This is a genomic window from Streptomyces sp. NPDC048002 (assembly GCF_040653275.1).
Lineage (GTDB): Bacteria > Actinomycetota > Actinomycetes > Streptomycetales > Streptomycetaceae > Streptomyces.
The window spans coordinates 13,657-34,071 of sequence record NZ_JBEZNL010000059.1 but is presented as its reverse complement, the minus strand read 5'-3'; the positions used below and the strand labels follow the sequence as shown (position 1 = coordinate 34,071).

Annotated in this window: 15 protein-coding genes, 4 pseudogenes and 2 CRISPR repeat arrays (1 of these 21 only partly in view); of the genes and pseudogenes, 14 read left to right on the top strand and 5 right to left on the bottom strand. The window is 70.1% G+C overall.

What is annotated here, in order from left to right; genetic code table 11:
• Positions 1–83: 83 nt before the first annotated feature.
• Together AB0E07_RS37880 and AB0E07_RS37875 are read left to right on the top strand one after the other, a co-directional pair.
• Positions 84–638 (top strand): annotated as a pseudogene (locus AB0E07_RS37880) (IS3 family transposase); the annotation flags it as partial.
• Between the two features lie 167 nt (positions 639–805).
• The gene (locus AB0E07_RS37875; protein ID WP_362262422.1) at positions 806–1,165 is read left to right on the top strand and encodes a hypothetical protein; all 360 of its coding nucleotides are present in this window, start codon (positions 806–808) and stop codon (positions 1,163–1,165) included.
• Positions 1,166–1,374: 209 nt separating this feature from the next.
• Here the strand turns inward: AB0E07_RS37875 and AB0E07_RS37870 are convergent, their stop codons facing one another.
• Together AB0E07_RS37870 and AB0E07_RS37865 are read right to left on the bottom strand one after the other, a co-directional pair.
• Positions 1,375–1,575, bottom strand: coding sequence for a hypothetical protein (locus AB0E07_RS37870; protein WP_362262419.1), 201 nt, complete (start codon positions 1,573–1,575; stop codon positions 1,375–1,377).
• 258 nt (positions 1,576–1,833) lie between these two features.
• A complete protein-coding gene (locus tag AB0E07_RS37865; RefSeq protein ID WP_362262417.1) occupies positions 1,834–2,187 on the bottom strand; it encodes a DUF6233 domain-containing protein in 354 nt (117 codons plus the stop codon).
• A 497-nt stretch (positions 2,188–2,684) separates the two neighbouring features.
• Here AB0E07_RS37865 and AB0E07_RS37860 point away from each other — a divergent pair, with 497 nt between their 5' ends.
• From AB0E07_RS37860 to AB0E07_RS37845, 4 genes and pseudogenes are all read left to right on the top strand, one after another.
• A complete protein-coding gene (locus AB0E07_RS37860; protein WP_362262415.1) occupies positions 2,685–3,359 on the top strand; it encodes a hypothetical protein in 675 nt (224 codons plus the stop codon).
• The gene (locus AB0E07_RS37855; RefSeq protein ID WP_362262412.1) at positions 3,311–3,700 is read left to right on the top strand and encodes a hypothetical protein; all 390 of its coding nucleotides are present in this window, start codon (positions 3,311–3,313) and stop codon (positions 3,698–3,700) included. Before AB0E07_RS37860 ends, AB0E07_RS37855 begins: the two co-directional genes overlap by 49 nt.
• A gap of 245 nt (positions 3,701–3,945) precedes the next feature.
• Entirely contained in the window at positions 3,946–4,488 is a 543-nt protein-coding gene (locus AB0E07_RS37850) for a hypothetical protein (RefSeq protein WP_362262409.1), read from the top strand.
• A 97-nt stretch (positions 4,489–4,585) separates the two neighbouring features.
• Positions 4,586–5,520: pseudogene (locus AB0E07_RS37845) on the top strand (Ku protein).
• A gap of 855 nt (positions 5,521–6,375) precedes the next feature.
• Here AB0E07_RS37845 and AB0E07_RS37840 read toward each other — a convergent pair.
• The 3 genes and pseudogenes from AB0E07_RS37840 to AB0E07_RS37830 all read right to left on the bottom strand — a co-directional run.
• Entirely contained in the window at positions 6,376–6,894 is a 519-nt protein-coding gene (locus AB0E07_RS37840; protein ID WP_362262407.1) for a YceI family protein, read from the bottom strand.
• A gap of 108 nt (positions 6,895–7,002) precedes the next feature.
• Positions 7,003–7,899 (bottom strand): annotated as a pseudogene (locus AB0E07_RS37835) (helix-turn-helix transcriptional regulator); the annotation flags it as partial.
• Positions 7,900–8,589: 690 nt separating this feature from the next.
• Positions 8,590–9,450: pseudogene (locus tag AB0E07_RS37830) on the bottom strand (IS630 family transposase); the annotation flags it as partial.
• 227 nt (positions 9,451–9,677) lie between these two features.
• Positions 9,678–10,072: direct repeats of the CRISPR family, unit length 29 nt; unit sequence GGGACCATCCCCGCGGGTGCGGGGAGCAC.
• A 212-nt stretch (positions 10,073–10,284) separates the two neighbouring features.
• On the opposite strand from AB0E07_RS37830, the gene cas3 reads away from it, so the two are divergent.
• The 8 genes from cas3 (at position 10,285) to cas2e (ending at position 19,891) form a co-directional block, all read left to right on the top strand.
• Positions 10,285–13,170: a CRISPR-associated helicase Cas3' gene (cas3, locus tag AB0E07_RS37825; RefSeq protein WP_362262405.1), complete on the top strand. Its 2,886-nt coding sequence runs from the start codon at positions 10,285–10,287 to the stop codon at positions 13,168–13,170.
• 232 nt (positions 13,171–13,402) lie between these two features.
• Positions 13,403–15,163 carry a type I-E CRISPR-associated protein Cse1/CasA gene (casA, locus tag AB0E07_RS37820; RefSeq protein WP_362262402.1) on the top strand — a complete coding sequence of 587 codons (1,761 nt, stop codon included), beginning with the start codon at positions 13,403–13,405 and terminating at the stop codon, positions 15,161–15,163.
• Positions 15,160–15,882, top strand: coding sequence for a type I-E CRISPR-associated protein Cse2/CasB (casB, locus tag AB0E07_RS37815; RefSeq protein WP_362262399.1), 723 nt, complete (start codon positions 15,160–15,162; stop codon positions 15,880–15,882). Before casA ends, casB begins: the two co-directional genes overlap by 4 nt.
• Positions 15,879–17,075 (top strand): type I-E CRISPR-associated protein Cas7/Cse4/CasC, encoded by a 1,197-nt coding sequence (gene cas7e, locus AB0E07_RS37810; protein WP_362262396.1) that lies wholly within the window; start codon positions 15,879–15,881, stop codon positions 17,073–17,075. The genes casB and cas7e overlap by 4 nt, the downstream gene beginning before the upstream one ends.
• Positions 17,072–17,791 carry a type I-E CRISPR-associated protein Cas5/CasD gene (gene cas5e, locus AB0E07_RS37805; RefSeq protein WP_362262393.1) on the top strand — a complete coding sequence of 240 codons (720 nt, stop codon included), beginning with the start codon at positions 17,072–17,074 and terminating at the stop codon, positions 17,789–17,791. Before cas7e ends, cas5e begins: the two co-directional genes overlap by 4 nt.
• Entirely contained in the window at positions 17,791–18,552 is a 762-nt protein-coding gene (gene cas6e, locus AB0E07_RS37800; protein WP_362262391.1) for a type I-E CRISPR-associated protein Cas6/Cse3/CasE, read from the top strand. The genes cas5e and cas6e overlap by 1 nt, the downstream gene beginning before the upstream one ends.
• Positions 18,549–19,526 carry a type I-E CRISPR-associated endonuclease Cas1e gene (gene cas1e, locus AB0E07_RS37795; RefSeq protein ID WP_362262388.1) on the top strand — a complete coding sequence of 326 codons (978 nt, stop codon included), beginning with the start codon at positions 18,549–18,551 and terminating at the stop codon, positions 19,524–19,526. Before cas6e ends, cas1e begins: the two co-directional genes overlap by 4 nt.
• Positions 19,523–19,891, top strand: coding sequence for a type I-E CRISPR-associated endoribonuclease Cas2e (gene cas2e / locus AB0E07_RS37790; RefSeq protein ID WP_362262386.1), 369 nt, complete (start codon positions 19,523–19,525; stop codon positions 19,889–19,891). The genes cas1e and cas2e overlap by 4 nt, the downstream gene beginning before the upstream one ends.
• 89 nt (positions 19,892–19,980) lie before the next feature.
• A CRISPR array of direct repeats spans positions 19,981–20,415; the repeat unit is 29 nt; unit sequence GTGCTCCCCGCGCCCGCGGGGATGGTCCC; it runs 81 nt beyond the window's last position.

The following is a 20,415-nucleotide window of genomic DNA, read 5'->3' as shown; positions in this document are numbered from 1 at the left end:
CAGGGAGCGGAGAGCGTCACCGGATACACGCCCCGGGCACCCGCCCGCGCACACCCGCACAGTGATCGCTTACACCATCACGTGGGACGCCATCCTATGACGACCGGGTGCGGCGCAACTTCACCGCCGACGCCCCGAACCGACTGTGGCTCACCGACATCACCGAGCACGCGACCGGCGAGGGCAAGCTGTATCTGTGCGCGGTCAAGGACGCCTTCTCCGGCCGCATCGTGGGCTATTCCATCGACGCGCGGATGCAGTCCCGCCTCGCGGTGACCGCCCTTCAGTCCGCTGTCGCCCGCCGCGGCCCGGTCGCTGGATGCGTGGTGCATTCGGACCGCGGATCGCAATTTCGCTCCCGGAAGGTGGCCGCCGTCCTGACCCGGCACGGCCTGGTCGGCTCGATGGGCCGCGTCGGGGCGGCCGGCGACAACGCGGCGATGGAGAGCTTCTTCGCGCTGCTGCAGAAGAACGTCCTCGACCGCCGCACCTGGGCCACCCGGCAGGAGTTGCGGATCGCAATCGTCACCTGGATCGAGCGGACCTACCACCGGCGCCAGCGGCAAAGACGCCTGGGCCGATTGACCCCCGTCGAGTACGAGACCATCATGACCCCACCCGCAGCCCTGGCTGCATAAACCCCGCTGTCACCTGATCGCGCAGCAGTCCCTACCTCGGATACGGCTCGACAGGTATCAAGGGCATCATCACTGCCTACCACGAAGACCTGACCGGCGCCGGCGCACGCTGCTGATGGGAGGCGGGGGCGGGCACCCGTAGCCCGTCCCCGCACTAGCCTTCGGGTATGGATGCTGTGTTCTTCTCTCCCGCCCTCGCCGCAAGGATGACTGCTGACGCGTTGCGCGGGCGCTCCATCGACTGCCCACAGTCCGGCACCATCCAGGTCGTGGACGTCACCGCAGAAGGGCAGAGCTGGCCCATCCGTATCCGGTTCACCGCCCGCGCCGACCGCTGGCCAATCCACCGTACCTGGGAGACCACCTTCGAGCTGGCCGACGTCACCGACGAAGACGAGCCCTGCCCCGGTGAGTTCGATGACAGCCACGCACAGGAACTGGCGGCAAACGCCCTCACCTTGCTCCTGGAGTACCTCGCCACCGGCCCAGGAGGCGGCATCCGCGAAGTCGACGCCTCCCCAGCCTGAACCTGCCGTGCGACGCCCTGCCCCTATCTGGGCATGCGCCTACCAGGTCCGATCCTGGCAGCGCGTTCACAAGGCGTGTGCGCCAGCCATCGCCGGGAACGCCGCTGTTGACCCCTCAACACGCCAACCTGCCTCGGATCAGCCGGTATCGCAGACCGCCCGCCCTTGATGCGGTCAGCCATGGGCACCGGGTTGCTGTCGGAGTCTGTCTACGTGCGCGTGTTGGTGTGGCGCACGGTCGTGCCCCACTTGGCCTGGACCGGCGCCATGCACCACTGGCAAAGAGGGCTGCCGTTGGTGCCGTAGCGGTGGGTCTTGCGCTGGCAGGCGGCGCACAGGCCGACGCGGTCGCCGGGACAGGTCAGTGCGGACGGATCCGGCTCGGAGATCGGGGGTGGGGGAGTCGGCATGGCGGGCCCTGTTCTGGGTGACGGGTATCGGTCACCTCGGCAGCAGAATAGCGCTCAAAGTGGCACAAACTGTTCGATATGTGTGCCTGGCTGCGGTGGCTGCGGTGGCCGTACGGGCGAGGTTCGTTCCTCGTGCCGCGGTGCGCGCATGCGCCTACGTGCGCGGCGGGTGAGGGAAGGGGAGTGCGACGGTGATCCAGCGGGTGGCGGCAGGGAGGCCGGGGTGTTCCCCGGCTGTGCGGCGGCACCCCGGCGCGGCTAGCCTGCTGCGGCTAAGTCGAGGATGCCCAGCTGGGTGTCGGGTTGGCAGTGGGCACATGGCCGCAAGCCGGTGGCGAGCAGCCGGCGGGCTTCGTCGCGGCTGACGGCTCGTCGCCGTTTTCCTGTGATGTGGCAGTCGCCGGCGTGGACCTCGACGGGTGGCTGGCTGGAGCCGATGCCGAGTTCGACGATCCACTCCGGTGGCGTGGGGCGGCTATGCCTGCCGTGTTCCTCTTCGGCCTGCCGCTGCTGGAGGGCCTCGATTTTGGCGTCGATGCGCTCCACCCACAGGGCGTGCCAGACGCGCAGGGTCTTCAGGCGGTCCAGGTCGGGTGGCAGGTCATCGAACACGTATTTGATTCTATGCCCGTGATCCATCGCTTGCGCCACTCGCGTGTTCTATTTTGTGTTCGATAACGTGGGGTGTGGGAGGTGGATGCCATGACCGCGGACGTACCGGCAGACCAGAGGTCGACGGTGATGCATGTGCGCTGCCCGGACCGCCTGCCCGAGGAGACCTACCGGCACGTGCTGGAGCTGCTGGCGGAGCTCTCCCCGGTGGTGCAGGCGCTGCCGCCTACTGCAGCCCCGGTGGAGCTGAAGGGTGCCCTGCGCTACCACGGCGCCGACTCCCGCCACCTGGGCGACATCCTTCGGGTGCGCACGCTGTCCCGGCTGGGTGTCGACGTACGCGTCGGCATCGCATCCTCGATCACCGTTGCGGCCACCGCTTCCGCCCAGGTTCCCGAGCCCGGAGGCGCCCTCGCCGTCGACCCCGACGACGCCGCCTCCTGGCTGGCGGGGCTGGAGGCCGAGGCCCTGCACGGCTCGGCCCCCGTCAGGCCGCCGTGCTGCGTGACTACGGCATCCACACCCTTGGCCTGCTGGCCGCCGTCCCGTCGGCCACGATCCGGCGCCTGCTGGGCGGCCAGGCCGGCCGCACGGCCACGGACAGGGCCCGCGGCATCGACCCGCGCCCCGTCACTCCCCGGGCCCTGCCCGCCACCGCGACCGTCCGCCACACCTTCCCCCAGCACACCCTGGACGGCGACAGCGTCCGCGCCGCCCTCCTCTCCCTGGTGGTCCGGCTCGGGCACCTGCTGCGCCGCCGACGGCAGGCGGCCCGTGCGCTGACGCTCACCCTCAACTTCGCCGGCAACACCGGCTTCACCAGGACCCGCCGACTGACCGAGCCGTCCACACACGACGACGACCTGCGCCTGCTCGCCTACCAGCTGATGGACGCCGCCGGCCTGCAACGAGGCCGCCTGACCGCCCTCACGCTCAAGGGCGAGGACTCATCGACGCCGGCCAGGCCGCCCGGCAGATCAGCCTCGATACCGCCCGCGAAGCGCGCCTGGTCGCCGAAACAGCCATCGACCGCGTCCGCGACAAGTTCGGCCCGGATGTCATCGGCCCGGCCGCCACCTACCCCCGCGCCGGCTGACCCTGTTGCCTACAGAAGAAGGCGACAGTGCCAGGACCGAGTGGTGCGGACGCCACGAGTACCGAGGCGCAGCTGACGGAACACGGCATCAACCCGGCCTCACTGCCGTCGGCTCCCGCTCAGCCCACTCGCCGGCAGTTCCGCGACCGCGTCACCGCGGTGCGGCTGGCGCCGTGCGCGCTGTGCGGGGAGGCGGGTGCGGCCACCAGGGTCATTCCCACCGCTGCGGGACCCTGCTGGCTCGACCTGTGCTGGCCGCACGTGCGCACCCTGACCCGCCCCTCCACCACTGTGCCGGACACCTTGGAGGGAGTCCTCGCCGATCTACACCGGGCGATAGAGGAGAGCGAAACCGCGACCGGAGTGCGCCTGCCGGTACTGCTCTGGACCGACAACGCAGGCGACCGTGAGGCCTAGGATGACTGACTAGGCGGGGGAGGCGGCACGATCAGGCGGCCAGCATCCGGTTCACAGGGGAGCTACCGCCCACGGCCGGGCGCTGACTCACGGCCGGGCGGCCTTGTTCGGCCGCAGTGTCCTCGCGCTGCACGTCGAGTTCAGGGCGGATGGTTCAGCAGTTCGCCCGTAGCGGTCGGCGAGGACGGTGCCCTGCCTTCGTGCTCGCAGGAATCGGGCGACAGGGGAGCGGGGCGGGATCCAGGATGGGGCTGGGGATCACGGAGGGGGCGGGTGTGCGGCTGACCATCGACACGCAGAGGGACACGTACGAGCAGGCGATCGCCGCCGTGCAGGCCGCGTACGGACTCAACCCCGCCGCGGTGGCGAGCGGCTGGCCGCAAGCTCCGGTCCCGGCCGCGCGGCCGGGACCGGAGACACTGGGCAGCGAAGACATCTGGCAGGGCTGGACGGAACAGATGCTGTTCGACACCCTCGCCTCCGTACGGCCCGGGGTTCGGGCCGTACTGCGCCGCCTGGTCGAGGTGGGCGGCACCGCTACCTTCGACAGCGTCCAGGAGTACTTCGCCGGCTTTCCGCAGACGCTGATCCCGCCGAAGAAGATCGGCGGGACCCTCACCAGCCTGCGAGCGGTACGCCGCAGGGTCGGCCCCGACAAACGGTCCAACCTGCTGCAACGGGACGACCACAGGCGCATCGAACCCGCACTCCTGGAAGGCTTCAGAAGAGCCTTCGACCTCGCAGACATCCGCCCCGACCTCCTACACCAGAGTGCGACTGGCCAGTGACGCAGCTCAGGGTGCGCTGCGGGCGCGGCCGGCGCATGGCGATGGTGATGGGGCGCTCGTAGGCTGATCGTGCTCGGGGCTGTCACGGAGGTCTCCCATGCCCCGCACGATCTGGTCCGGTGCCATCTCGTTCGGCTTGGTCACGGTGCCATGCACGTGGTCAGCGCGACGGAGGACCACAGCATCCGCTTCCACCAGTACCACCGTGAGGACATGGGCCGGGTCCGCGTACGGAAGTTCTGCGAGGCCGAGGACCGCGAGGTCGCGAGCTCCGAGATCGGCAAGGGCTATCAGCTGACCCGGGAGCAGGTCATCCCGATCTCCGGCGAGGAGCTGGGGGATCTGCCGCTGCCGACGGCGAAGGCGATCGAGATCCAGGCGTTCGTGCTGCTGGAGTCGGTCGGCCCGGTGAAGATCGCGGAGGGCTGCTACCTGCAGGCCGATGGGCAGGTCGCGGCGAAGCCCTACAAGCTGCTCCGCCAGGCCCTCGAGCGGTCGTCGAAGGTGGCCGTTGCGAAGTACGCGTGGAGCGGCCGCGAGCGCCTCGGGCTGCTGCGGGTGCGGGGCGAGGCGATCGTGCTGCACGCGATGCGCTGGCCGGACGAGATCCGCGACCCCGCCGAGCTCGTGCCGGAGCCGGTGGAGCTCACCGACGAGGAGATCGACGGGGCACTCGCCCTCATGGAGTCCATGAGCCGAGACGATCTGGAGGGCCCCGACTTCCAGGACACCTACACCGACGCACTCGCGGAGATCATCGAGGCGAAGCGGGAGGACAAGCCGCTCCCGGCCGCGCCGGAGCCGGAGCAGCCGGGCCAGGTCCTCGACCTGATGGCGGCCCTGACCGAGTCGGTGCAGAAGGCCAGGGCGTCCTGCGGCGAAGGCGACGCGGACGTCCACGAGATGCCGAAGAAGAAGACGCCCGCCAAGAAGACCACGAAGAAGGCGGCCGCGAAGACGACCACGAAGAAGGCTGTGGCGAAGAAGACCGCGGCGAAGCGCTCGCCGGGTCGGCACCCGAAGTCCGCCTAGCGCGGAATCCCGCCACCCCCCGAGTACGTCAACACCCCGGAATGCACGGTCCGGGCCTTCAACGACGGCAGTACGAACGGGTGGCAGCCCGACGCCGGACAGCCCCCGCGTCCCGGCAGATCACGGGGATTGAGGACTGGTGGTGAAGCTGCTCGTAGCATGACCGGGTGGCCTCCCGCCGCACCCTTGGCTCCGGCCCGACTGCCGCGCACACCATCCGTGCCGCCCAAGCCGACCTGATCGATGAACTCCCCGGCGTGTGCCTCCCGGACACGGCCGACTTGCGTGCCCGGGGCGTACTCGGAAGCCCCGCGACGACGGCCCCTGCCCCGTGGCGGGCCCTCGGTGTGGGCCGCGCCGGCGGGAGTTGAAGCTGATGGGGCCGGCCCGGCTGGAGCAGGGGACGCGTATGCCGAGCACGAGTATCAGGAACGTCAGCGGCTGCACGGTCACGTCGACGCCCTGCTCCTGACGGAGGCGGATGGCGGCGCCTGGTGAGGAGCGGCCCGGGACGCCCAAGGCGTCGTGGAACACCGCTACACCTTCACGGGAACCTCCACCACGCCGGGCCACCGGCGCCCGGAGACTACGTCAACGTTGCCTGACGCTGCTGCTTACCGCGGCAGGGCCGCCAGCCAGACTCTTGGCATGACCACCAGAACACGAGCCCCTCTATCTCTGGTGGGGGTTCAGCGGTCAGGCGTTACGGTCATGATGCGGACCTGCGCCAAGTGAACGCCGTGTTGAGGATCTTCTCCGTCAGCAGTCAAGGCTGCGGGGCCCGAGCGCAGGACGCCGCAGGCTGACCTCATCATTGTCGCGCTGATTCGTGCGCTGTTTAGCACCACGGTCGGTTCAGCAGTGCGCGACGACTTCCAAAGTGATCTTGAGGTGCCGGCCCGTCATACCCTTGGCCTTGGTGATGCCGAAGGCGTACCGGTCGATCGTGGTAGTGCCGCTCGCCGTCATCCGCTTGCCCTCGTGGGCAACCGTGCCGAGTGTGACGGCGATCGGCCGAATCACCCCGCATACCGTCAACTCGCCGTACAAAGTGGCATCAGTGCCGGATCGTTCCAGACGCTGGCTCCGGAAGCCGATCTCGGGATGCCGAGCCACATCGAGGTAGTCAGAGGACCTGACGTGGTCGTCACGCTGCTGATTGCCCGACTCGAAGCTTCCTGCCTCTATTGCGACGTGCACCAACGACTCTTCTGCCGGGTCCGCCACAGTAATGCGGCCATGACCGATGGCGAAGGTACCTCTGACTGGGAGCAGCCCGAACATGGCGCGTGTGTCGAAGCGGACCGTTGATGCCGCCTGATCGATCTCGTATGCACCTGCTGCTGGTAAGAGCTGGTTCCCTGATGCTGCCATGAGCTCGTAGCCTCCGTGTGCTGAAGATCAACCCGTGATGGGTCAGCCTCTCGCAGCGGCAGCGGGTATGCCAGCCCCCAAGTGCAGGTGTGGCTGACAAGGAGGTCCTCACAGGAGGCCAAAGCGTTGTCGGTTCTCGTCAACATTTCTGCGGCGTTGATCGCCAAAGCGCTGTCCGCAACCGTCGACAAACGTTGTCCGCTCTCGCTTACGGAAACCAGGGCGGGCTGGTGCATGTGATCGGGGAGCACTGCAGAGAGGCTGTGCGCCTCCGAGGGGGGTGATGGCGGTGTGTGGGGCATGGGCGCGCTGGCGCAGGGCGTGGGTGAGAGAGGTGAGCGGCTGGCGGCGGCGGTCGGCTGCGGGGCTTCTCTTGGCGAGTTTGTGCAGGAGGCGGGCTCGGCCGTCTTCGACGGTGCGGTCTTCGGTGAGGACCTTGCTGAACGTCTTCATGACGGCGTCGGGCCCGTTGGGGCGGTTGGCGGGTGTGGAGAGGGGTGCCCGAGCGGTGTTGTGCTGAGTATGGGGTGCGGGGGTTTCGGGGCGGGGTGTGGGTGGCGGGGGTGTGTGGTGGGCGTCGTTGAGGAGCTGGTCGAAGTGGTCGGTGTCCCCGCCGAGGATCTGGACGAAGGTGTGCAGGACGCTGCGGGGCGGCAGGACGTTGGCTTCGAGGATGGAGGCGACGGCGCTGGCGGTGAGGATCCAGCGGCTGGCGACGGCGACGTCGGCGGGGCTGGGCCTGCCGGCACGTAGATGCAGGGTGTGGATGGCGGTGCGCAGGCGTTCGGCGCCGGACAGGTGCGGGTCCTCGAGGCCGGTGATGCGGCTGGTCCTCCTGTGGCAGAGCTTCTGCGATTCCCACACCGTGCGCAGCACTTGGGGGTCGGCTCCGCAGGCATGGGCGAACTTGCGGGTCAGTTCCCATGTGGGGACGCGTTCGCCGGACAGGATGCGGGAGAGGTAGGAGGCGGAGCAGCCGATGCGGCTGCTGACCTCCTTGTTGGTGAGCTGGGCGGTGCGGATCAGCATGGACAGGATGGGGGAGAGCCGGTTGTAGGCGGCGCCTGAGGACTCCACCGGCGCGGACTGCTGGTCCGCTCCGTCGCCGCGGTCTCCGGCCGTCTCCCCGGGCTCGCCACCGGCATCGCCGGGCCTGTCCTGTGGGGCGAAGAGGGCGGCGAGCGAACTGAGGGCAATCTCGGCCCGGTTGAAGCGGGCGATGCGCCGCAGGACGTAGCGGTCGGTGTAACGGTGGCGGGCGGTGTCCTCGCTGATGCCCAGGACGGAGCTGATCGTGGCCCAGGTGACCCGGCGGTAGCGGGCGCGGCCGACCACCGCCGCGGTCAGGCCGTCGAGCTGCTCCTGGAGCTGGGCGAGGCGCCGCAGGGGCTCCTCACCGTCCAGAGACGGCAGAAGCCTGGCGAGGTCGCGGGCCCCGTCCTGAACGTCCCGCGCGATCTCGGCCAGCAGTTCGTCCCCGGCGCACGGCCCGTACCCGCCGGTGCGCCCGGCGGGCGTGCCCCGGGGCGCGGGTGCGGGCTGTTCGGCGTCCGGCTGCGGGGAGTTGGCCGTGGCGGCGGCCGCTCCCGCGCTGAGGCGGCGCCGGTGGGCGGCCTGGCGGCAGATGTCTGTGCAGTACTTCCGCGGCCGGCCCTTGCCCGGGCCCGAGCGGAGAGGGCCACCGCAGAACTCACAGTTGTCGCAGACAATCGCAATGCGCTTGTCGAGCGGGTGCAGTGAGCGCAGGTAGCGGCAGAACTCCAGGAACTTCGATCTGTTCTTGGTCTTCTTGACGTGTCCGTAGAGCTGGTCCTTGGTGAGGTCGTAGGCGGCGAACAGGTGCCGGACCCCATGTGGGCGGGTGTAGGTCGCCCGGCGTCGGGGTCTGGGACCGCGGTCGGGATCTTTGTATCGGCCGCCGCGTTCGGCCCAGTGCCGGCCGGGGTGGGGCTGGAGGTTGAGCGGCCCGAACTCGTCCATGCAGAAGATGACTTCGGGTTCGCCTTCCTCGGCTATGACCTCGCCGTCGGCGATCGCGTAGAGGTGCTCGACCCGGGCCTTCTTGGCCGCGTAGTCGGGGTCTCGGGAGGTCTTCCAGGTCTTCACGCGTTGAAACGAGACGCCCTCCTCGCGGAGCAGGAGGCGCAGGCCCTCGTGGCTGATGTCGTCGATCACCCCCTCGGCGACCAGGAAGTCGGCCAGCTTGGCCAGGCTCCAGGTCGAGAACGGCAGGCCGTGCCCAGACGGCTTCGACTTGGCGATCTTCTTGATCTCCCGACGTTCCGGGAGCGTGAACGTCCTCGGCCGGCCACCCTTGTACTTCGGGTAGAGCGCCTCGAAGTTGTCCGTGTTGAAGTTGTGGATCACATCCCGGACCCGGTCCGCACTCGTGAATGTCACCTCGGCGATCTTCGCCACGGGCATGCCCTGCGCGGATAACAGCACCATCTGAGCCCGCCGCCACGTCACCACCGAACCAGTACCCCGGCGGATGATCCGCAGCAACCGCCTGCCCTCGTCGTCATCAATCTCCCGGACCCGCACACGTTCAGCCACGTGATCATTCTGGTCGCCTGGGGCCTACCGACGCAGCAACTCGGCGACACATGACAACAGGGCGAACGTTGCTTGATGCGGCACTAGACGCTTGAGACGCTCAATGGGGATCACCTGCGCGGGTGGGTGGAACCTTACTCCTTCTTCAGGTCGTACGGGACGTCGCTGGGACCATTCCCGCAGGTGCTGGGGCACGTGTACACGCCGGTAGTGCCCGGCCCGTAGCGGGTATCGTCCCTGCGGGTGCGGGGAGCACACGAACACAGTGCGTGACAGACGTCCGGGGAAGGGACCATCCCCGCGGGTGCGGGGAGCACCGCGGCGGCGCGGTCGGGCTGACCGCGTTCACGGGACCATCCCCGCGGGTGCGGGGAGCACTCGAAGACCTGGAGGACCGGATCGACAGCGGCGGGACCATCCCCGCGGGTGCGGGGAGCACACCGACCTTGTCCAGCGCAGCCGCGAGCCGCGGGGACCATCCCCGCGGGTGCGGGGAGCACGACTCGGTGTTCATCGCCGCGCGGGAGGTGTGGGGACCATCCCCGCGGGTGCGGGGAGCACATCCCGGAGGTGGGGGTGCCGTCGGGGCGCGTGGGACCATCCCCGCGGGTGCGGGGAGCACTCTTCGTGACCTGGGGCGTTACGCCGGGGAGTCCCCGGAATCAGCCACTTTCACCGATCGCGACATATCGGGCATTTGGTGAATCTCTTGTCTCTTTGAGGAGGGGTGCGCGGGCAGCTTAGCCCGCCGGATCGTGGCTGTGCGGGGGCTGTGGGTGTTGGTTTTGCTGATTCTGGTACGTGGCGGCCTGTTTCGGTTGTATGCCTTTGTTCATGGTGGATCGGAGGAGTGTCCGGGGTGGTCTTCTGAGTGTGCTGGGGGAGGCGGCTCGGGCTGTGTGGGCGAAGCACGACCGGGATGCTGATGGCTGGCTGCCGTTGTGGCGTCACATGGAGGATGCGGCTGCGGTTGCGGGGATGTTGTGGGACCGGTGGCTGCCTGCTTCGGTCCGGGCGCTGATCGGTGAGGCGTTACCCGGGGGTGAGGAGGACGGGCGCGCGCTGGCGGTGTGGCTCGCGGGCGTGCATGACGTCGGCAAGGCCACGCCCGCGTTCGCCTGCCAGGTCCCTTTGCTGGCCGACGCGATGCGTGACCGTGGGCTGGCGATGGCTTCCCGTGAGGCGATGGGGAGGGATCGTGGGCTTGCGCCGCACGGGCTGGCGGGGCAGGTGCTGTTGGGGGAGTGGCTGGAGGACCGTTACGGCTGGGCTGGCGCACGGTGTGGGCAGTTCACGGTCGCGGTCGGTGGTCATCATGGGCTGCCGCCGGAGCACGGCCAGATCAAGGCCCTCTACCAGCATGACGAGTTGCTCCGCACGCCCGGCCCGAGCAGGGAGAGGTGGCTGGGGGTGCAGAGGGAACTCCTCGACGCGTGCGCGGCCCGGTTTGACGTCGGCGGGCGTCTTGCCGGCTGGCGGACCGTGGTGCTTCCGCAGCCCGTCCAGGTCCTTCTCACCGCTGTCGTGATTGTCAGTGACTGGATCGCGAGCAACCCCGATCTCTTCCCCTACTTCCCTGACGCGGCCGGCTGCGGTGATGAAGAGCGCCTGTCGGCTGCCTGGCAGGGGCTCGACCTTCCCGTGCCCTGGCAGCCGGAAGCGCCGGGTGGGGACGTGCACGCCTTGTTCCGTGCCCGTTTCGGTTTGCCGGAGGGGGCGCAGCCCCGTCCGGTGCAGGAAGCGGCGGTGGCGCTTGCCCGCGAGTTGGACGCGCCGGGTCTGATGGTGCTGGAAGCGCCGATGGGGGAGGGGAAAACGGAGGCCGCGCTGGCCGTGGCGGAGGTCTTTGCCTCGCGCTCGGGTGCCGGGGGTGTGTTCTTCGCGCTGCCCACCATGGCCACCGGCAACGCCATGTTCCCCCGTCTCCTTGACTGGCTGGAGCGCCTGCCCGCCCCGGACGGTGCCCGCTACTCGGTTCACCTGGCCCATTCCAAGGCGGCACTCAACGATGAGTACGTCGAGTTGATGGCTGGGGGCGGGCGGGTTGCCGCCGTCGACCAGGACGGCGCGGCTGCTGGTGCGGGGCCGGAGTTGGTGGTGCACGCGTGGCTGCACGGCCGGAAGAAGGCGATGCTGTCCTCGTTCGTTGCGGGCACGATCGATCAGCTGCTGTTCGCGGGGCTGAAGAGCCGGCATCTGGCACTGCGTCATCTCGCTGTCGCCGGGAAGGGCGTCGTCATCGATGAGGCGCACGCCTACGACACCTACATGAACGTCTACCTGGACCGGGTGCTGTCCTGGCTCGGCGCCTACAGGGTGCCGGTGGTGGTCCTGTCGGCGACCCTTCCCGCCTCCCGCCGGCGCGAGCTGCTCGAGGCCTACTCCGGCACTCCCGCACCGCTCTCCCTTGAGGAAGCCGGCTGCGGGTCCTATCCGCTGCTCACGGCCGTGGCCCCGGGCGGCCAGCCGGTGGTGCGGTTTCCCCAAGCGTCCGCCCGGGCCACTGACGTGCAGGTCGAGGCTCTCGCCGATGACGTGGGTCTGCTCGCCGACCGGCTGGAGAGCGAACTCGCCGGCGGGGGCTGCGCCCTGGTGGTGCGCAACACCGTCAAGCGCGTCTTGGAGACCGCGCGCGAGCTGCGCCGCAGGTTCGGCGACGATGACGTCACCGTCGCCCACTCCTGTTTCGTGGACCTCGACCGCGCGGAGAAGGACCGGAGTCTGCTCGAGCGTTTCGGCCCGCCGGGAGAACGCACAAAACGGCCTGCGCGCCGGCATATCGTGGTCGCCAGCCAGGTTGCCGAGCAGTCCCTGGACGTCGACTTCGACCTGCTGGTCAGCGACCTGTGCCCGGTCGATCTCCTGCTCCAGCGCATGGGCCGCCTGCACCGCCATCAGCGCGGGCCCGGCCAGAGCTTGAGGCCCGAGCGGCTGCGGCAGGCGCGCTGCCTGCTCACCGGAGCCGACTGGACCACGCCCGTGCCCACCCCGGTGCGCGGCTCGCTCGCCGTGTACGGGCGCTACGCCCTGCTGCGTTCGGCCGCGGTGCTGCTTGCCCACCTGGAGGGCGGTCCGGCCCGGCCGGTGCGGCTGCCCGCGGACATCAACGTCCTCGTTCAGGGCGCCTACGGCGACGGGCAGGTCGGCCCCGAGCACTGGCAGGACACTTTCACGCAGGCCCGGGAGCAGTTGGAGCGGCAGCGAGCGGACCAGGAGGAGCGTGCTGCCGTGTTCCGTCTGGGCCAGGTCGGCCGGCCGGGACGGCCCCTGTTCGGCTGGCTGGCGGCCGGCGTGGGAGAAGCCGACGACACCCGCGCCGGGCGGGCCCAGGTCCGCGACAGCAGGGAGAGCCTGGAAGTCGTCGTCGTGCAGCGTCGTGCCGACGGCAGCCTGGCGACGCTGCCGTGGCTGAAGGCGGACAGCAGGGGCCGTCCACGCGGCGGTCTCGAACTGCCCCAGCACGCCGCACCGACGCGGTTCGCCGCCCGCGCCGCGGCGAGCAGCGGTCTGCGCCTTCCCCTGCAGTTCTCCTACGCCAAGACCATGGATGAGGCCATCGCGCAGCTGGAGCAGCTGTATGTGCGGGCCTGGCAGGGCAAGGACAGCCCCTGGCTCTCCGACCAGCTCATCCTCACGCTCGACGAGGACTGTCAGACCCGGCTGGCAGGGTTCGTCCTGCGGTACAGCCCCGCGGACGGACTGGAGGTGAGTCCTGAGTGAACCCGTTGCCGGTCAGGCACGCGGCCGGCCGATCAGATGAGGACGGCATCGGTTCGCCGCGCCAGCAGGTCCATCGTTCCCGCAAACACGGCCCGCTAGGCCTGGGGCCGACTGCAGCCTGCCCCCGCCGGGGCGGCCAAGACCGCCCGACGCCCGTGCTGTTCGTACGACGGGGCACAGGTCACGCCGACCTGATGCCTGCCCCATTACCCCGCCAAGTCGGAGATGACGTGTGACAGACCAACCTGGGACCGGCTTAGCCGAAGCCGTCCCGTTCAACCTGACTACCGAGCCCTGGGTGGGCGTCCTGCACCGCGACGGCGTAGAGCTGGAACTGTCACTACGGCAAGTGTTCGAGCAGGCCCACGAGTTGCGAAGCATCGTTGCCGAGTTGCCGACTCAGGAGTTCGCCCTGCTGCGTCTGCTGCTGGCCCTTGCGCATGACGCGCTCGACGGGCCGCGGGAGATGGAGGACTGGGCGGCCCTGTGGGAGGACCCGGAGTGCTTCACACCGGTGCTGTCCTACCTGGACACCCACCGGGACTGCCTCGACCTCTGCCATCCCACCCGGCCCTTCCTCCAGAGTGCGGGCTTGCGCTCGGCGAAGGGGGAGGTGTTCTCCCTGAACCGGATCGTCGCGGACGTTCCCGCCGGTGAGCCGTTCTTCAGCACCCGGATGCCTGATGTCGAGCGGCTGACGTTCGCCGAGGCCGCCCGATGGGTCGTCCACGTTCACGCCTGGGACACCTCCGGCATCAAGACCGGCATGGTGGGTGATGACCGGGTCAAGGGCGGAAAGGTGTACCCGCTGGGCACGGGCTGGGCGGGAGGGCTGGGGGGTGTGTTCGTCGAGGGCGACACACTGCGCGAGACGCTCCTGCTGAATCTGCCGTCCGCCGACACCGAGGAACTGGAATTCACGGAGGGCGACCTGCCGGCCTGGCGGCATCCCCCGTGCGGTCCCGGCCCGCACGGCCGCACTCCTGCGGGCCCGCGGGAGCTGTACACATGGCAGTCCCGGCGGGTGCTCCTGCATCACGACGCTGACGGCGTCCACGGTGTCGTCCTCGGGTACGGCGATCCTCTTGCGGCCCGGAACATGCACCGCCGTGAGCCGATGACCGCCTGGCGGCGCAGCACCGTGCAGGAGAAGAAGCTCGGCCGGTCGCCCGTGTACCTGCCGCGTCCGCACGATCCTTCCCGCGCGGCCTGGCGGGGCATCGCCTCACTGGTCGCCGACCGTTCGGAGACCGGCAGCGGTGAGGAGGCGGCGCCGTATCTGCGGCCCGGGATCCTCGAGTGGGTCGCCCGGCTGATCACCGAGGGGCAGGTGAGCCGCACGTTCCTCGTCCGCGCCCGGACGGTGGGCGTCTCCTACGGAACACAGCAGTCGGTGATCGACGAGGTGGTCGATGACCGGCTGACGATGCCCGTGGTGCTGCTCCACCGGCACGACCGCACCTGCGCGGCACAGGCCGTGGCCGCGTCCGAGGACGCCGACCGGGCCGTGCGCGCCCTGGGTGACCTGGCAGCTGATGTGGCCCGGGCGGCCGGGAGAGCGCAGGACGGGCCGAAGGAGACGGCGCGGACGGCGGGCTTCGACGCGCTGGAGGAGCCCTACCGTTGCTGGCTGGCCGCGCTCGCCCAGGCAGCCGACCCGTTTGCGCACCGCGTGGCCTGGCAGGAGCAGGCGTACCGGATCGTCGCCGGTCTGGGCAGCCGCCTGATCGACGGCGCGGGTGAGCAGGCATGGGAGGGCCGCACCGTCACCACCGCCCAGAGCACCGTCCTGTGGCTGAGCGCGGGACTTGCGGACCGGTGGTTTCGCGGCCGTCTGGCCAAAGCCCTGCCCAGCGCCTCGCGTTCGAGTTCAGGCTCCGACGCCGGAGTGCCCCTGCCCGCGGATGCCGGCGAGGCGCCCGTGCCCGGCCCTCGCGGCGAACAAGGCGCCCAACTCACACACTCCCAACCTCCTGCGAAGGCACACTCATGACCAGCCCTTCACCTGCGGCCGTCACACCGTCCCCGGTCCGTGTACGGGTCGCCGGCCTCGCCCGTGCGCTCATCAGGCCGTGGCAGGAGGGCTACCTCAGCGACCAGCCCCCGGCGGTCGCCGCCCTGGCCCGCCTGCGCCGCGGCGCAGGCCATGACGCGGCCCAGATGCCCGACCTGTGGGGCCTGGTCGACACCGGCCCCCTGCACACCGCCGGCCCCGACACCCGGATGCTGGGCGAGCATGAACTGACCCGCGCGGAGGATGCGTTGTACGCCGCCGTGACCCTGTGGGCGTTTCATCAGCAGTCCCGCGGCACCGGCATGCACCGCAGCCACACCCCCGCGCAGCCGGCCGGGCTGGGCGCCGCGGTGCGCCGTCTGATGCCGGCGGACGGCATCGACGAACCCGTCCGCAAGCGCCTGGTCCGCGCCGGTAGCGCGCCCGACCTCGCCACGGTCACCCAGCGGCTGCGCGACCTGGTGGCCCTCCTGCGCCGCGCCGACATCCCCCTGGACTACGGGCTGCTCGCCGGGCAGCTCTACACCTGGCAGTGGCCCGACGGGCCCGCCGCAGTCCGCCGCCAGTGGGGCCGCTCCTTCCACACCACGCCCCCGACTAGCGCCCCACAGCCTGCCGCCGGCGACCCGGACCCCACCCACCCGGACACCGGCACCTCGGAGACCCGCACCCCGCACACCGACAAGGACGCTTCGTGACCCGCATCTTCCTGGACCTGCACGCCCTGCAGACCGTCCCGCCCAGCAACCTCAACCGCGACGACACCGGCGCACCCAAGACGGCCGTCTACGGAGGCGTTCCCCGCGCCCGCGTCTCCAGCCAGGCGTGGAAGCGCGCCATCCGCACCTACTTCCGCGACGAACACCTCCTCGACCCCGGTGAGCTCGGCGTGCGGACCAAGAAGGTCGTGGAACTCCTCGCCGACCGCATCGAAGGCCTGGACGATGCGGTCGGCCGGGAGCGCGCGCTGCTGCTCGCCGACGAAACGGTGAAAGCCGCCGGTCTGAAGACGGAGATCCCCAAGCGGAAAGCGGACCAGGCGAAGAAGGACGGCGAGGCGGAGCCCGCCCCGGAGAGCAAGTACCTCGTCTTCCTCAGCTCCCGCCAGCTCGACGGCCTGGCCCGCCTCGCTCTGGACGGCGCCGACGACATCACCGCCCATTTCAAGAACAAGGACAACAAGGCCCGCGCCAAGGAGATCGCGGACACCCGCCACTCCGTGGACATCGCCCTGTTCGGCCGCATGGTCGCCGACGCCGCCGACATCAACGTCGACGCCGGCGTCCAGGTCGCGCACGCCCTCAGCGTCCACCGCGTCGACAACGAGGCCGACTACTACACGGCCGTCGACGACGAGAACACCGACGAGGAAACAGGCGCCGGCATGATCGGCACCATCGAGTTCAACTCCGCGACCCTCTACCGCTACGCGGCGCTCGGCGTGCACCAGCTCGCCGAAAACCTCGGACAGGGCCTGCGCAAGGACGAGCCCCGCACCGAACCGGTACGCCGGGCGGTCGAAGCGTTCGTGCACAGCTTCATCGCCTCGCTCCCGACGGGGAAGATCAACACGTTCGGGCACCACACCCAGCCCGACGCCGTCGTCGTCAAACTCCGCACCAGCAGGCCCCTCAGCTACGTTGCCGCGTTCGAGGACCCCGTCCGCAGCGACGGCGGCGGACACCTGCGCGATGCCTGCGACCGGCTCGCCGCCTATGCCCAGGACGCCGAACGCGCCTACGGCGCCGCGGACACCACCCCCGCCTGGATCCTGCGCATCGGCCCCGGCACGCAGAAACTCGCCGCCTTGGGCACCGAGACCGACACCCTCGCCGAGCTCGTCCAGGCCGTCGGACAGGCGGTCGCCGAGCGCCTGGAGAAGCCCGCATGAGCGTGCTCAGCCTCCGCCTGGCAGGCCCCCTGCAGTCCTGGGGGGCCTCCTCCCGCTTCACCCGCCGCACCACCGAATCCGCACCCACCAAAAGTGCAGTCATCGGCCTCCTCGCCGCCGCAGCCGGCCTCCAGCGCGACGACGACCGTGCGCTGGCCCCGCTCGCGGGCTTGCGCTTCGCCGTCCGCATCGACCAGCCCGGCACCCGCATCCGCGACTTCCACACCGCCCACCACCCCGTCAGCGGCGCCTCCATGCCCCTGTCCGAACGCTTCTACCTCGCCGACGCCGTCTTCGTTGCCGCGCTGGAGGGGGATCATGCGCTGCTGGCGTCCCTGCACGCGGCGCTGCTCAACCCGGTGTATCCGCCGTTTCTCGGGCGCCGCTCCTGCCCGCCCGCGGGGCCGGTCGAACTCGCCCTGCACGAGGACGCCCGCCTCGAGGACGTACTGGCGGGCCTGCCCTGGCAGGCGTCCGCCTGGTACCGCAGGCGCCACCACCCGCAGACCCTGACCGTGCTGCGGGAAACCACTCCAGGGGAGAGCGCGAACGACGCGGACACCGTGCGCGACCAGCCCGTCAGCTTCCGTGCCGCCCACCGCCGGCACGGCCTGCGGACCGTGGTCACCACCACCGTCCCCACCCCCCTCGCCGCCGACGGCCGACAGACGGGCGAGCACGATCCGTTCGACGTTTTCGAGGAAGAGAGCACCTGATGTTCCTGTCCCGCTTCCGCGTGAACGCGGCCCGGCCCGGCTCCCGCCGGCTGCTCTCCTCGCCCCAGGCCATGCACGCGGGCGTCATGTCGGCGTTCCCGCACATCCTGCCCTCCGACCGCCCCGCCCCCGACAGCCCGCGCGTGCTGTGGCGCCTGGACCAGCGCGGCCACGCCGAGATCATGCTCTTCATCGTCAGCCCCACCCGCCCGGACCTGACCCACCTGGTCGAACAGGCCGGCTGGCCCGCCGTCGCCACCCCCGAAGAACCCGGCTGGCAGACCCGCCCCTACGCCCCCTTCCTCGACCGGCTCACCCCCGCTACCCAGTGGGGTTTCCGCCTGACTGCGAACCCCGTCCACACCATCCGCCGCAAGGAAGGCGAACCGCGCAAACTCACCGCCCACCTCACCCCCGTTCACCAGATGAACTGGCTCCTCGACGACACGCGTCTGACACGCCTCGGCTTCCGAATCCTGGAGAAACCGGCCGGCCGGCGTGCCCTGCCCGCAGGCACCACACAGCACAAACACCCCCACCACGGCGACCGCTACGAACTCGCTATCCGCGACACACGGTCCCTGAACTTCAGCAAACGCCAGGGCGGACCGGTCACGCTCTTGACCGTCACCTTCGAAGGACGCCTCGAGATCACCGACCCCGACGCCATGCGCCGCACCCTCACCCAGGGAATCGGCCGCGGCCGCGCCTACGGCTGCGGCCTGCTCACCCTTGCCCCCCTCACCCCCGGCGCCGTATGACGACCCCCGCCAGCCGCCCCGCCCTCACCCCACGCCACCTCACCCGCACCGCAGAACGCCTGTCCTTCATCTACCTCGAGCGCTGCACCGTCCACCGCGACGCCAACGCGATCACCGCACAGGACGCCGAAGGTACAACCCACATCCCCTCAGCAACCATCGGCACCCTCCTCCTGGGCCCCGGCACCCGCATCACCCACCAGGCCATGAGCGTCCTCGGTGAAACCGGCGCCGCCGTCTGCTGGGTCGGAGAACGTGGCGTCCGCTACTACGCTTCCGGCCGCGCCCTCACCCGCTCCTCCGCCCTCATGGAAGCCCAGGCCCACCAGTGGGCCAACCCCCGCACCCGCTTGGCCGTCACCCGCGCCATGTACCGCCAGCGCTTCCCCGACGAAGACCCCGCCGGACTGAGCCGCAGAGAACTCCTGGGCAGCGAGGGAAAGCGGATGAAGGACTGCTACCGCGCCGAGTCCGCCCGCACCGGCATCCCCTGGCGCGGCCGCCACTACACCCCCGGCGACTTCTCCAGCGGCGACCCCGTCAACCAGGCCATCACCGCAGCCGCCCAATGCATGTACGGAATCTCACACGCCGTCGTCACCTCACTGGGCTGCAGCCCTGCCCTCGGCTTCGTCCACTCCGGCCACGAACTCTCCTTCGTCCTCGACATCGCCGACCTCTACAAAACCGAAGTCGGCATCCCCGTCGCCTTCGACACCGCCGCCGAAACCGACCAGGACATCGGCCCCCGCACCCGCCGAGCCCTGCGCGACCGCATCAACGAAACCGCCCTCCTCGACCGCTGCGTCAACGACATCAAACGACTCCTGCTCCCACCCGGCGAAACGGCCCCGCCCCACGGCGCAGAGGACCGGGACGTGGTGACCCTGCACAGCGACGGCGGACAACACCTTCCCTCAGGTTTCAACCACCGCGGCCCAGACGAACACCCGGACGCGGAGCTGACCTGGTGACCGTCATTGTCCTCATCAACTGCCCTGCCGGACTACGCGGCTTCCTCACACGATGGCTGCTGGAAATCTCTGCCGGCGTCTTCATCGGCAACCCCTCCGCCCGCGTCCGCGACCTCCTCTGGGACGAAGTCCGCCAGCACGCAGGCCAGGGCCGCGCACTGCTCGCGCACACCACGAACAACGAGCAGGGCTACACCTTCCGTACCCACGACCACGCCTGGCACCCGACCGACCACGAGGGCATTACTCTCATCCACCGGCCAAACCCCGAAACACGTGCATCAAGCGACGACTCAACTCCGGAGTCGGCCCCAAAGCCTGGCTGGAGCCGCGCCTCCAAACGACGACGCTTCGGCCGGACATAACTGTGATGCATGAAATGCGGGAAATGTCGCGATCGGTGAAAGTGGTCGAGAACCGCATCCGCCTCCGGTAAAGCTGCAGTTCAGGAAGAGTGCTCCCCGCGCCCGCGGGGATGGTCCCAGGGTGGCGCCGCTCATGGCGTTGCCGACGTAGTGCTCCCCGCGCCCGCGGGGATGGTCCCGTCCACATCCGGGAGGTGCGCCTCCTCCAGCGGTGCTCCCCGCGCCCGCGGGGATGGTCCCCACTCAAGGCGGCGGGCGAGGTCCTGCCAGCCGTGCTCCCCGCGCCCGCGGGGATGGTCCCGCTCACCGCCATGTCCAACCTGGCCGTAGCCTGTGCTCCCCGCGCCCGCGGGGATGGTCCCAGGACCTGGGCACCCGAGGGGTAGCGGCGGCCGAGCTCCCCGCGCCCGCGGGGATGGTCCCGAGCGTCGCGGAGGTGTCGAGCCGGGCCTCACGTGCTCCCCGCGCCCGCGGGGATGGTCCCCTGGACTGGACCATGCCGCGCGGCGTCCAGGAGTGCTCCC